This is a genomic window from Mycolicibacterium flavescens, from assembly GCF_001722335.1.
In the GTDB taxonomy this organism is placed as follows: Bacteria; Actinomycetota; Actinomycetes; order Mycobacteriales; family Mycobacteriaceae; genus Mycobacterium; species Mycobacterium flavescens.
In genome coordinates, this window is record NZ_MIHA01000001.1 from 264,189 (window position 1) to 276,328 (window position 12,140).

Annotated in this window: 13 protein-coding genes; 2 read left to right on the forward strand and 11 right to left on the reverse strand. The window is 69.9% G+C overall.

All coding sequences use genetic code 11. The features are described from left to right. Window positions 1-10: 10 nt before the first annotated feature. Window positions 11-1,615: a 4-coumarate--CoA ligase family protein gene (locus tag BHQ18_RS01295; RefSeq protein WP_069411751.1), complete on the forward strand. Its 1,605-nt coding sequence runs from the start codon at window positions 11-13 to the stop codon at window positions 1,613-1,615. On the opposite strand, the gene BHQ18_RS01300 is transcribed toward BHQ18_RS01295, so the two are convergent. From BHQ18_RS01300 to BHQ18_RS01315, 4 genes are all read right to left on the reverse strand, one after another. Next, window positions 1,616-2,455: a hypothetical protein gene (locus BHQ18_RS01300; protein WP_069411752.1), complete on the reverse strand. Its 840-nt coding sequence runs from the start codon at window positions 2,453-2,455 to the stop codon at window positions 1,616-1,618. Window positions 2,456-2,610: 155 nt separating this feature from the next. After that, window positions 2,611-2,943, reverse strand: a complete 333-nt coding sequence (locus BHQ18_RS01305; protein ID WP_069411753.1) for an ArsR/SmtB family transcription factor — start codon at window positions 2,941-2,943, stop codon at window positions 2,611-2,613. Next, complete coding sequence (locus BHQ18_RS01310; protein ID WP_069411754.1) at window positions 2,940-3,434, reverse strand: SRPBCC family protein; 495 nt, start codon at window positions 3,432-3,434, stop codon at window positions 2,940-2,942. Before BHQ18_RS01310 ends, BHQ18_RS01305 begins: the two co-directional genes overlap by 4 nt. A 287-nt stretch (window positions 3,435-3,721) precedes the next feature. Beyond that, complete coding sequence (locus tag BHQ18_RS01315) at window positions 3,722-4,732, reverse strand: uroporphyrinogen decarboxylase/cobalamine-independent methonine synthase family protein (RefSeq protein ID WP_069411755.1); 1,011 nt, start codon at window positions 4,730-4,732, stop codon at window positions 3,722-3,724. Window positions 4,733-4,790: 58 nt separating this feature from the next. Between BHQ18_RS01315 and BHQ18_RS01320 the strand changes: the two genes are divergently transcribed. Further along, window positions 4,791-5,435 carry a sensor domain-containing protein gene (locus BHQ18_RS01320; RefSeq protein ID WP_069411756.1) on the forward strand — a complete coding sequence of 215 codons (645 nt, stop codon included), beginning with the start codon at window positions 4,791-4,793 and terminating at the stop codon, window positions 5,433-5,435. Here BHQ18_RS01320 and mnmA read toward each other — a convergent pair. From mnmA to BHQ18_RS01355, 7 genes are all read right to left on the reverse strand, one after another. Continuing rightward, window positions 5,432-6,499, reverse strand: a complete 1,068-nt coding sequence (gene mnmA, locus BHQ18_RS01325) for a tRNA 2-thiouridine(34) synthase MnmA (protein WP_069411757.1) — start codon at window positions 6,497-6,499, stop codon at window positions 5,432-5,434. The genes BHQ18_RS01320 and mnmA overlap by 4 nt on opposite strands. Beyond that, window positions 6,499-7,695, reverse strand: a complete 1,197-nt coding sequence (locus BHQ18_RS01330) for a cysteine desulfurase family protein (RefSeq protein WP_069411758.1) — start codon at window positions 7,693-7,695, stop codon at window positions 6,499-6,501. Before BHQ18_RS01330 ends, mnmA begins: the two co-directional genes overlap by 1 nt. A 44-nt stretch (window positions 7,696-7,739) precedes the next feature. Next, the gene (locus BHQ18_RS01335) at window positions 7,740-8,558 is read right to left on the reverse strand and encodes a lysophospholipid acyltransferase family protein (protein ID WP_069411759.1); all 819 of its coding nucleotides are present in this window, start codon (window positions 8,556-8,558) and stop codon (window positions 7,740-7,742) included. Beyond that, window positions 8,555-9,379 (reverse strand): GNAT family N-acetyltransferase, encoded by an 825-nt coding sequence (locus tag BHQ18_RS01340; protein ID WP_069411760.1) that lies wholly within the window; start codon window positions 9,377-9,379, stop codon window positions 8,555-8,557. Before BHQ18_RS01340 ends, BHQ18_RS01335 begins: the two co-directional genes overlap by 4 nt. A gap of 90 nt (window positions 9,380-9,469) precedes the next feature. Then, window positions 9,470-10,135: a nitroreductase gene (locus BHQ18_RS01345; protein ID WP_069411761.1), complete on the reverse strand. Its 666-nt coding sequence runs from the start codon at window positions 10,133-10,135 to the stop codon at window positions 9,470-9,472. Between the two features lie 175 nt (window positions 10,136-10,310). Then, on the reverse strand, window positions 10,311-11,267 hold the full coding sequence (locus BHQ18_RS01350) for an electron transfer flavoprotein subunit alpha/FixB family protein (RefSeq protein WP_069411762.1): 957 nt from the start codon (window positions 11,265-11,267) through the stop codon (window positions 10,311-10,313). Window positions 11,268-11,298: 31 nt separating this feature from the next. Then, a complete protein-coding gene (locus BHQ18_RS01355) occupies window positions 11,299-12,090 on the reverse strand; it encodes an electron transfer flavoprotein subunit beta/FixA family protein (RefSeq protein WP_069411763.1) in 792 nt (263 codons plus the stop codon). Between the last annotated feature and the right edge of the window lie 50 nt (window positions 12,091-12,140).

Consider the following 12,140-nt stretch of genomic DNA (forward strand, 5'->3'; position numbering starts at 1 on the left):
GATCGGAGCCATGAGCTTCGCCAGCCCCTTCCCCGAGGTCGAAATCCCCTCCAGCAGCGTCTACGACTACCTGTTCGGCGATATCGGAGACGCCGACCTCGACCGCATCGCGCTCGTCGACGCGAAATCGGGTCGGGAGACCAGCTACCGCGAGCTCATCGGCCGCGTGGACGCCTTCGCCGGCGCGCTGGCCGCCCGCGGCATCGGCGTCGGCGACGTCGTCGGCCTGCTGTCGCCGAACAGTTCGGGATTCGCCGTCGCCTTCCACGGCATCTTGCGCGCCGGCGCCACCGCCACCACGGTCAACGCGTTGTTCACCGCTTCCGACATCGCCAAACAGCTCACCGACTCCAAGGCCCGCATGCTGGTGACCGTCAGCGCACTGCTGCCCCAGGCCAAGGAGGCCGCGGCCGCGGCGGGCATCGGCGACGACAACCTCGTGGTCCTCGACGGCGACGGCCGGCAGTCCGGCGGCCACCCCAACGCCGAAGACCTGATGGGGCCCGGGCAGCCGCCCCCGGATGTCAGTTTCGCGCCGTCGTCGCACCTGGCGGCGCTGCCCTACAGCTCCGGGACGACGGGAAACCCGAAGGGCGTGATGCTCACCCACCGCAACCTGGTCGCCAACGTCGCGCAGATCCGGCCGTTGCACGGAATGGAGCCCGACGACACCGTGCTCGCGGTGCTGCCGTTCTTCCACATCTACGGGATGACGGTGCTGCTCAACGCCGCACTGCATGCCCGCGCCCGACTGGTGATCATGCCGGGTTTCGACCTCGCCGACTTCCTGGGCAACATCCAGAACCACAAGTGCACAATCGCGTTCATCGCACCGCCGGTCGCCGTCGCGCTGGCCAAACACCCGCTCATCGACGACTACGACCTGTCTTCGCTCAAGGTGGTGATGTCCGGGGCCGCGCCGCTGGACGCCGACCTCGGCCATGCCGTCGCAGAACGGCTCGGCTGCAGCGTGGTTCAGGGCTACGGCATGAGCGAGCTGAGCCCGGTCAGCCACATCACCCCGTTCGACGGCGGCAAACTCGACATGACGGTGCAGGCGCCGTTGAGCTCGGTCGGCTGGACGGTGTCCAACGCCGCGTCCAAGATCGTGGACACCGATACCGGTGACGAAATCAACCCTCCCACCGAGGGTTTGAGCAAGACCGGCGAGCTGTGGTTCAAGGGGCCCAACGTGATGGCCGGGTATCTCAACAACGAGGAGGCCACGAAGCAGACCATCGACGACGACGGCTGGCTGCACACGGGCGATCTGGCTCAGGTCGACGCCGACGGCTGCGTGTACATCGTCGACCGGCTCAAGGAGCTGATCAAGTACAAGGGCTACCAGGTGCCGCCTGCCGAGCTCGAGGCGGTGCTGTTGGCGCACCCGCAGATCGCCGACGCCGCGGTGATCGGTGTCAACGACGCCGACGGCGAGGAGATCCCGAAAGCGTTCGTGGTCAAGCAATCCGGGGCCCAGTTGACCGAGGACGAGGTGATGGAGTTCGTCGCCGCACAGGTGGCGCCCTACAAGAAGGTGCGTCAGGTGGCGTTCATCGACGCGGTGCCGAAGTCGGCGTCGGGCAAGATCCTGCGCAAGGATCTGCGGGGCTGATCAGACCCGGCGCAACCGCTCGGCGGCCTGCGCGGCGCGGGCCTGCCGATAGCCGAGCGCGGCGCCCGCGGCGGGGATCAGCAGCAGCCCGGCGATGCCCCAGAGCGCGCCACCGGGTTCGGCGGCCGGGGCGCCGACGAACTGGCGTGCGATCGCCGACGACGTCGCGACCCGATCCCCGAACGACGGTGCCGGCGGCGGCGCCGGCGCGGGCGGCGGCGCCGGTTCGGCGACGGGCGCCGGAACCGACGGTTGCCATTGTGTCGGCGGCGCATCTTCCCCGCCGAACACCGGTGTCCGGCCGTTACCGAACGTCACCTGCGGGGTTTCGAACGCCGACGCCGGTGCGCCCGCCTGGTCGGTTCCCGCCGATGAGACGGCGCCGCCTTCGGTCGCCTGCACCGATCCGCTGCTGACCACCGGGCCGGGGTCGGGGGCCGGTCGCGCCGGGGCGCTGGCGCTCGGCACGCTCGCCGACGACCGCGCGGCCGGGCTGTTGGCGGTGGCGGACCGGTTGCTCGACGGTGCCGGGGTCTCGCTGCGACCGCTGCCGACCCGTGATGACGGCGCGCCACCGGACTTACCTGCCGAGGCGTCGCGGTTGTTGCTGTCGTTCTTGTTGCTCCGGCCGCTGTCGCCCCTGGCGTCACCCCGGTCGTAGTCGCCCCGGCCGTTGTTGAAGTCGCGGCGGTCGCCACCGGATCTGCCGTGGTCGGACCCGCGGCCCTGGCTTCCGCCCCGATCGGAGCCGTGCCCGCGGTCAGAACCGTGTGAATGCCCGGGATGCGCGATGGCCACGGCCGCGCCGGATCCGCTCATCAGCAGAAATGCTGAGAGCACGCCAGCACCTGCCGCGAGACGCGGGTTCACTCCTGGCACCATTCCTCGTTCGGGGGCAAAGACAATCCCTGTCCAGTGCAAGCATTCTTGCACGCCCGACGAACCCCTATCCGCGTCTCTTGCGAAAACAGCGCAAATCGAGCAGCGAACGCCGCTCAGTCGTCCTCGACGTAGGCCCGCAACCGGTCGATGGCGCGGTCCCAGCGCTGTGAGAGCCGGGTCAGATACTCGCTGGCGTCGGCCAGGGGCGCCGGCTCCATCCGCCAGATCCGCTCCCGGCCGCTGCGTTGACTGTGCACCAATCCGGCCGATTCGAGCAGCAGCAGATGTTTGGTCGCGGCCTGCCGGCTCACCGGCACGACCTCGGTGAGCTCGGTCGTCGAACACGGTCCGCCGTCGCACAACCGGGTCACGATGCGCAGCCGGTTGGGATCGCCGAGCGCGTTGAAGAACGACGACAGCGGCGCCTCGGCGGCCGCCGCGCTCACACTCTCTCGCTGAGCTCGAGGTATTTGCGGACCAGGTTGGTCTGTGCGGCCCAGCCCTCGCTGTTGCCCTCGAACGCGGGCCCACGGCGCTCGGCTGGCAGCGCGTCGAACCCGGACTCGACGATGCGCAGCAGCACCCCGTCGGCGGTGTCCTCGAGCGTGAACTCCACGAGCGTGGTCGGTTCGTCGGTGAGATCGAGCCCCTCTTCGGCCCCGTACGGGTGCCAGCGGTAGGCCAACCGTCGCTGAGGCTCGACGGCCTCGATGTGCCACACGTCGGCCAGACCCGCGTACGGTTCCTGCGCCTTGGCGACGTCGGCATCGACCGCGGTCGGCGTCATCACGCCGGTCACCGCGACCCCGGCCCGGAACGGCCCGTCGAAGCGCACCCCGAACCAGCGGCCGAACTCCTCGGCGTCGCTGATCGCCCGCCAGACGCGCTCCAGCGGCGCCTTCAGCAGAACTTCCTTCTCGATACGATCGGTACTCATATGCAACCTCCTGGTTGCGCATGAACGTACCCCTCCACGACGTGCATGCGCAACCCTTTGGTTGCGTTTTATCGTCCGTCTCCGCCGAGTTCTGCCCGAGGGTCGCGATCGGAGCCGCGATGACAACCCTGGCGTCGATCTCGGCGAAGTTAGGTGAGCGGACGACGGGCATCGAGTGGCGCAATCGCGCGCGAGCGCTGAACCGCCTCCTCCGAACCCCTGCGCTTCGCAGTATGCGCCCCGCGAGCGGTGGCTGTACGCGCTTTTCGGCTACTTGAACGAGTCCACTAAACCGCGTCGGGATCGTCGGCGAACGCATCGGCCGCCTTCTGCGCCAGCTCGATCGCGCGCCGCGCCCATGCCGAGGTGGCACCGGCCAGACCGCAGCCCGGGGTGATGCCGATCCGCTCGGAGAGCACGCCGCGCGCGAACCCGAGCCGGTCGGTCACCGTGGCGGCGGCCTTGGCGATCTCCTCGGCCGACGGGCGTGAGTCCGGAGCCGTCGCGGGAACCACCCCGAGCAGAACGGTCCGACCGGTTTCGACGAACTCACCGATTCCGTCGAGATCAGCGGCGACGAGTGTGGACACATCGACCGACACTGCCGCAACTGTACTGCGCTGCAACGCCTTCCAAGGCAGTCCGGATGCGCAGATGTGTACTGCCACGTCGACGCCGGCGGCCGCGACGCAGTCGTCGAGCAGGCTCATCGCGACCGGTTCGTCCACCGGGTGCACCGGCGTGAGGCTGGTGACGCCGGTGAGCCGACCGGCCAGCGCCGCGGGCAGAAGCGGCTCGTCGAACTGCACCACCACGGGGGCGTCCACCCGGCGGGCCAGCTGCGCGCGGTGCGCGGCCACGCCCTCGGCCAGCGAGGCCGACAGGTCGCGCAGGGCGCCGGCGTCGGTGATCGCGCGGTGGCCGCCGGGCAACTCCAGCTCCGCGGCCAACGTGACCGGGCCGGGCGCCTGCACCTTGACGGTGCGGTCGCTGCCGCGCAGACCGGCCTTCTCCCACGCCTCCTCGAACGCGTCGAGGTCCTCGTCGAGCAGGCTGGTCGCGCGCCTGCCGGCGGCGGTGCGCCCGTTGGCGATCCGGTAGCCGCGCGGCACGGTGTCGATGGCGATGTCGACCAGCAGTGCTGCGCCGCGCCCGATCATGTCGGCCCCGACGCCGCGAGCCGGCAGTTCGACCAGGTGCGGCAGGGTGTGCAGTTCGCCGATGACGACTTCGGCGGCCTCGCGCACCGACGTTCCTGGCCACGATCCGATTCCGGTCGCTGCGGCGAATGCACTCACTCGTTTGACAGTATTCGATCGGGCTAATCTCGGTCGGTAAGGGTCGGGAGGTACAGCCATGCCCGTGGCGCCGCGACAGATGCTGCTGTGGGGTGCGGTCGCGGCGGTGGCGACCGGCTGCTCGGTGACCGTCGACGGGCACGCGATGCGCGCGGTTCCGGGGATCGACGACGACTCGCTCTCACCGGTCGACGTGGAGATGATCATTCTCGACCAGGCGCAGATGCGGGCGATCACCGGCGCGGGCGAGGGTCTGACGATCATCCCGAGCATGGACGGCAAGATCCCCGTCGACATCGATGCGCTCGCCGAAACCACTCCCCCGCAATGCCGGTGGGTCTTCGCCGAGACCCAGACGTTCGGGCCTGAGGTCGAGGAGTTCCACAAGACCACATTCCAGAATCCTCCCGAGGGCGGGTTGATCTCCGAGGGCGCGGCCGCCTACCGTGACGCCCCGACGGCACGGCGGGCGTTCGACGACCTCGTCGCGAATGTAGACCGTTGCGCGGCAACACCTCTGGGTCCGATGTTCGTCGGCGACTGGACGGTGGGTGCCGACGCGTTGCAGACCCGCCAGGCCGGAGGGTGCGGCCGGGACTATCGGGTGAAGTCGGTTGTGCTGGTTGAGGTCACGGCCTGTCAGTTCCCGGATTCGGTGCCCGACATCATCATGACGAACATCCTCGCCAAGGTGCCGGGCTAGCGGGTGATCGTCGCGCTGCCCAGCACCTCGTCGCCGGCGGGGTCGGGACGGTAGAGCACGAGCGTCTGGCCCGGGGCCACACCGCGCAGCGGTGTACGCAACTCGACGACGACGCGGCCGTCGCGCAGTTCTGCCACCCCGTCGCCGAGGCCGCCGTGCGCGCGGACCTGCACCTGACATTCGACGGGCCCGTCCGGCGCGGTACCCGACGTGAAGTTCGGCCGCTCCCCGACCAGCGTCCAGACGTCGAGGTCATCGGCGGCGCCGACCCGCACGGTCGCGGTGTCGGGGTCGATGCCGGTGACGTACCGAGGCCGGCCGTCGGGCCCCGGTCCGGCGATGCCGAGACCTTTGCGCTGGCCGATGGTGAAGCCGTGCACACCGTCGTGGTCGGCCAGTTTGGTTCCGGTCGCGTCGACGACGGCACCGCGCCGGACCCCGATCCGGGCGCCCAGGAACGCGCGGGTGTCACCCGACGGAATGAAGCAGATGTCGTGGCTGTCGGGTTTGTCGGCCACCGCCAGCCCACGCTGTGCGGCCTCCTCGCGGATCTGCGGCTTGGGAGTGTCGCCGATCGGAAACACCGCGTGCCGCAACTGGTCTGCGGTCAGCACCGCCAACACGTAGGACTGGTCCTTGTCGGCGTCGACGGCGCGGCGCAGCCGGCCGCCGGACAGCCGCGCGTAGTGACCCGTGGCCACCGCGTCGAAACCCAGCGCCATGGCGCGGGCGGCCAGCGCGGAGAACTTGATCCGCTCATTGCACCGCACGCACGGGTTGGGTGTCTCCCCGCGGGCGTAGGAGGACACGAAGTCGTCGATCACGTCTTCTTTGAAGCGGTCAGCGAAATCCCATACATAGAACGGGATTCCGAGCACATCGGCGACACGCCGGGCGTCGCCCGCGTCTTCCTTCGAACAGCAGCCGCGCGACCCGGTCCGCAGCGTGCCCGGCGCGCTCGACAGCGCGAGGTGCACTCCCACCACGTCGTGGCCGGCGTCGACCATTCTCGCGGCGGCGACCGACGAGTCCACGCCACCGCTCATCGCGACCAGGACGCGCATCAGTCGACGACCCCCGAACTGGCCAGCGCCGCCTGGCGGGCGCGTTCGACCACGGCGGGCAACACCTCGAGCGCGGCGTCGACGTCGTCCTCGGTGCTGTTGTGCCCCAGCGAGAGACGCAGCGAACCGCGGGCGTTCGCGGGGTCGGCACCCATCGCGATCAGCACGTGCGACGGCTGCGCCACACCCGCTGTGCACGCCGAGCCGGTGGAGCACTCGATGCCCCTGGCGTCGAGCAGCATCAGCAGCGAATCACCCTCACAGCCGCGGAACGTGAAGTGCGAGTTGCCGGGAAGCCGTGCCGCACCGGTTGCGCCGTTGACGTCGACGTCGTCGATGGCGGCCAGGACCCCGTCGATGAGACGGTCGCGCAGCGCGGCGACCCGCGCACTGTAGGCCTCGAGGTTCTCGACAGCGACCTCGGCGGCCGCGGCCATCGCGACCGCGCCGGCGACGTTCGGCGTGCCCGAACGGACGTCGCGTTCCTGGCCACCGCCATGCAGCAGCGGAACACACGCGGTGTCGCGCCGCAGCAACAGCGCACCGATCCCGGTGGGCCCGCCGAACTTGTGGGCGGTGACGCTCATCGCCGACAGCCCGCTGGCGGCGAAGTCCACTGCAACCTGACCGACGGCCTGCACCGCGTCGCTGTGCATCGGGACATCGAATTCTGCTGCCACCGCCGCCATTTCGGCGATCGGCATGATGGTACCGACTTCGTTGTTGGCCCACATGACCGTGACGAGGGCCACGTCGTCGTGCGCCTGCAGCACGTCGCGCAACGCGGCCGCCGACACCGAACCGTCGGCGGCGACCGGCAGCCAGGTCACCTCGGCGCCCTCGTGTTCGACGAGCCACTCGACCGAGTCCAGCACCGCGTGATGCTCGACCGGAGTGGTCACGATGCGGACGCGGCGCGGGTCGGCGTCGCGGCGGGCCCAGTAGATGCCCTTGACGGCGAGGTTGTCGCTCTCGGTGCCGCCGCCGGTGAAGAGCACCTCGGACGGGCGGGCGCCGAGCAGGCGGGCCAGCGTCTCGCGCGATTCCTCCATCCGACGGCGCGCGGTGCGGCCGGTGCCGTGTAGCGAGGAGGCGTTGCCGACGGTCGCCAGGGCAGCCGTCATCGCCTCGATCGCGGCGGGGTGCATCGGGGTGGTGGCGGCATGGTCGAGGTAGACCGGCCTGTGCGAGGTCATAACCAGTCCAGAATAGCCGCCGGACCGGTGACCCCCGGATCCGCTCAGGCGGCGAGCAGGTGGCCGCTCGACAGTGGTGCGGAATCGCCGCGCACGACGTTCTCGCAGCGGGCGGCCAGCTCGCGGCGGTCGGCCCCGGGCAGCTGCAGCGATTCGACCCGCACCCGGACCTCCGTGCGCCGCGCCACGATCAGGCGGCGGATCGAGTCCACCAGCGTGTCATCGCCGACGTAGGCGGCCACCGTCGACGGTCGCCCGTCGGGGCGGTGATAGCTCAGGCGCAGCGGCTGGACCGGTCGGCCCGCGTCGACGGCCGCCTGGAACATCGCCGGCCGGAATCGGCCGTAGGCGAGCCCGCAGTACGTCGTGCCTTCGGGGAAGGCGATGATCGTCTGCCCGGCCCGGAGACCACGCGTCACGGCGCCCACCACCGCGGGCAGGCGCCGCAGGTTGGCCCGCTCGATCGGGATCACCTTCATCAGCCGGGCGAGCAGGCCCAGTCCCGGCCAGCTGACCAGGTCGGACTTGGCGACGAACCGGCCGGGCTGCACCGCGCCGATGACGAAGATGTCGACCCACGAGACGTGTCTGCTGACCACCAGGACACCGCTGAGGTTGCGGACCGGGCCACCCGTCACCGTGATGCGGATCCCGAGGGCCCGCAGCATGAGCCGGCAGTAGCGGCGTTGCAGCCGTCCGCGGCCCGGGGCGGGCACGGCCAGGATCGGCGCCATGGCCAGCAGCAGCAGCGCGGCGCTCACCCGCAGCGCGGCGCGCGTCGCGGTCACCAGGCGCCGGCCGGCGTCCTCGACTGTGACACAACTCTCGTCGCACGCCGCCGTGGGGACCCACGGGGTGGTCATGCCTGCTCCATCGCTGCGGCCGCGCCGACCGACCGGAGCCGGCGAAGGTAGCGGATGTCGGCGCGACGTTTGTCGAGCAGGGCGGGAAAGTCCCCGACCCCGAAGTCGGGGTCGTGCGCGGGGTCCCCGCACACCTGCGCGCCCAGCCGCAGATAGCCCCGCATCAGCGGCGGGACGGTGATGCGGGCCGGCGGCGCGATGTCGTCGAGGCCGCGGCCGTCGACGGTGACGGGCCGGTAGGGGTGCACCGTGTACTGGTTGGGCGCGGGGTGCCGTCGGCGCACGAAGTCGCGCACGCCGCGGATCTGCACTCCGGCGGTCAGGTCGCCGGGTGCCTGCAGCGGCACCGACACGCAACCGGTCACGTAGTCGTAGCCGCTGCGGTCGAGGTAGGCCAGGATGCCGGCCCACATCAGCAGCACCACGGCGCCGTTGCGGTGCTCGGCGCGCACCACCGCCCGGCCCATCTCGACCAGGCCGGGCCGCAACGGATCCAGCCCGCGCACGTCGAATTCGGTGGCCATGTACAGACCGCCGGCGGCGATCGCACCGGGCGGCGGCAGCATGCGGTAGCAGCCGACCAGTTCGCCCGAGTTGTCCTCGCGGACCAGGAGGTGGTCACAGTGCTCGTCGAACCGGTCGGCGTCGCGTCCATCGGGCGATCCGGTCAGCGCGTAGCCGGGCTCGGAGGTGAACACGTCGTGGCGGAGTCGTTGGGCCGCCTCGATCAGGCTGGCGTCGCCGGACAGCAGCAGCGTGTAGCGCGGCGTCGTGCTGGTCGGCGTGTCGTCGGGGGCGATGAGTACAGAAGCAGTGCTCATGGCGCCACCGTCGCCCAGTCGCCTCTCCGGGCGGCATCGCGCGCGTGACGTGTCCGTGAGCGCCAGATGACGAGTTGGCTCCCGTGGCGGTCAGTCGTCGAGCAGCACGACGTTCGCGGCCACCGGGTTGCGCGGGATCCGCAGGTGGTTGGTCGGAAAGTCCGGATCGGCGTACCCGATCCCGAGACCGCACAGCACCCGCAACTCGTCCGGGATCTCGAGCCCGTCGCGCAGCACGTCTGGAAAGTGAGCGACCGACACCTGTACGCAGGTGGCCAGGCCGCGCTCGGTCGGCGCGAGCAGCAAGGTCTGCAAGAACATCCCGACAGCGAGGCTGTCGGCGTGACCGAGGTCGCGATGCATACAGATCGCCCCGGCGGTCGGCGCGCCGAAAAAGTCGAAATTGCGCAACTGGGCCAGGCGCCTGGCCTCCGCGTCGTCGCGGGCCACGCCCATCGATCCGTACACCACCGCCCCCAGCTCCCGACGCAACGCCGCGAAACTCTCCGGAATGCCCGCTGTGGCCGGAAAACCCGCCGACGCCCGGCGCATGAGCTCCTCGCCGAGGCGCTTCCGCCGCGCGCCAGTGGCCAGGAAGAGCCGCCACGGCTGGATGTTGGAGTTCGACGGCGCCCGCATGGCCAGTTCCAGCGCCTCGTCGAGAAGGTCACGCGGTACCGGCCTGTCCGGCAGGAACATTCGCGTGGTGCGACGCTCACGGATGACCGTGCTCAACGCGCTGACCCGCACCGGCATGTCCCTCACCCGCCTTCCGACCGCCAAGCACCCGATTTTTCGCGCTCTTACTCGACGTTCACGCACAAGCGTGCGCCAAGCGCCCGCACCGTCGCGCCCTTGACAGTCCGTAGTTGTGCCCGGAAGGCACGAAACCCCGGTGCGCAGTGCACCGGGGTTTCGCGTCAGAGCAGGATCAGCCCTTGCGAGCCTTGACCGCGTCGGTCAACTGCGGGGTGACCTTGAACAGGTCACCGACGATGCCGAGGTCGGCGATCTCGAAGATCGGCGCCTCCTCGTCCTTGTTCACCGCGATGATCGTCTTCGAGGTCTGCATGCCGGCGCGGTGCTGGATCGCACCGGAAATGCCCAGCGCGATGTACAGCTGCGGCGACACCGTCTTGCCGGTCTGACCGACCTGGAACTGGCCCGGGTAGTAACCCGAGTCGACCGCGGCGCGCGACGCACCGACAGCACCACCGAGCGAGTCGGCCAGATCCTCGACGACCTTGAAGTTCTCGGCGCTGCCGACACCGCGACCACCCGAAACCACCACGGTGGCCTCGGTGAGCTCGGGACGGTCACCCGCGACGGCGGGCTCACGCTTGGTGATCTTCGTCGCATTCTCCGCCTGCGCGGGCACCTCGACGTTGACGACCTCACCGGCACCGTCGGCAGGGTCGGCGTCGACCGAACCGGCACGCAGCGTGATCACCGGCACCTCACCGGTCGACTCGGCCTCGACGGTGAACGCGCCACCGAAGATCGAGTGGATGGCCTTGCCGCCCTCTTTGACCTCGACCACGTCGGTCAGCACACCGCTGCCGATGCGCGCGGCCAACCGGCCGGCGATCTCCTTGCCGTCGGCGTTGGCCGACAGCAGAACTGCGGCCGGCGACGCGGACTCGACCAGCGAGGCCAACACGTCGACCTGCGGGGTGATCAGGTAGCTCGCCGCCTCGTCGGACTCCGCGACGTACACCTTGGCCGCACCGGCGGCCTTCAGGCCCTCGATGAGCGGCTCGGCGGTGCCCGGCGCGTCGACCACGACGGCCGAAGGCTCGCCCAACTTGCGAGCCGCGGTGATCAGTTCCGAGGTGACCTTCTTCAGCGCACCTTCGGCGTGCTCCACGAGCACGAGTACTTCAGCCATGCTTCTTCCTCGTCCTTAGTCTTGGGCAGTCTTAGATGATCTTTTGGGCGACCAGGTACTCGGCGATCTTCGTGCCGCCGTCGCCTTCATCGGTGACCTTCTCGCCGGCGGTCTTCGGCGGCTTCGGCGTCGACGACAGCACTTTGGAACCGGCGTTGGCGCCGCCGACCTCGTCGGCCTCCACACCGATCTCGGCGAGCGTGAGCTTGGTGACTTCCTTCTTCTTCGCGGCCATGATGCCCTTGAAGGACGGGAAGCGGGGCTCGTTGATCTTCTCGTTCACGCTGATCACGGCGGGCAGCGATGCCTCGACGGTGAACACGCCGTCGTCGGTCTCACGCTCGCCGGTGACCTTGCCGCCCTCGACGGTGACCTTGCGCAGGTGCGTCAGCTGCGGCAGGCCCAGGTACTCGGCGATGATCGCGGGAACCGCGCCGCCGGTGCCGTCGGTGGCCTCGTTACCGGCGATGACCAGTTCGGTGCCCTCGATGGTGCCCAGCGCACGGGCCAGGGCCCAGCCGGTCTGCACCATGTCCGAGCCGTGCATGCCGTCGTCGACCAGGTGGACGGCCTTGTCGGCACCCATCGACAGCGCCTTGCGGATCGCTTCGGTGGCGCGCTCGGGCCCGGCTGTGAGCACTGTCACAGTGCTCTCGCCGCCTTCCTTTTCCTTGATCAGCAGCGCCTCTTCGACGGCGCGCTCGTTGATTTCGTCGAGCACGGCGTCGGCGGCCTCCCGGTCCAGGGTGTAGTCGCCGTCGGACAGCTTGCGCTCCGACCAGGTGTCTGGGACCTGTTTGATCAGGACCACGATGTTCGTCATGAGTCTGGTTCGTCCTCCTCGGAAGGCCGGGCGGCCGGCCTGCTTACCAC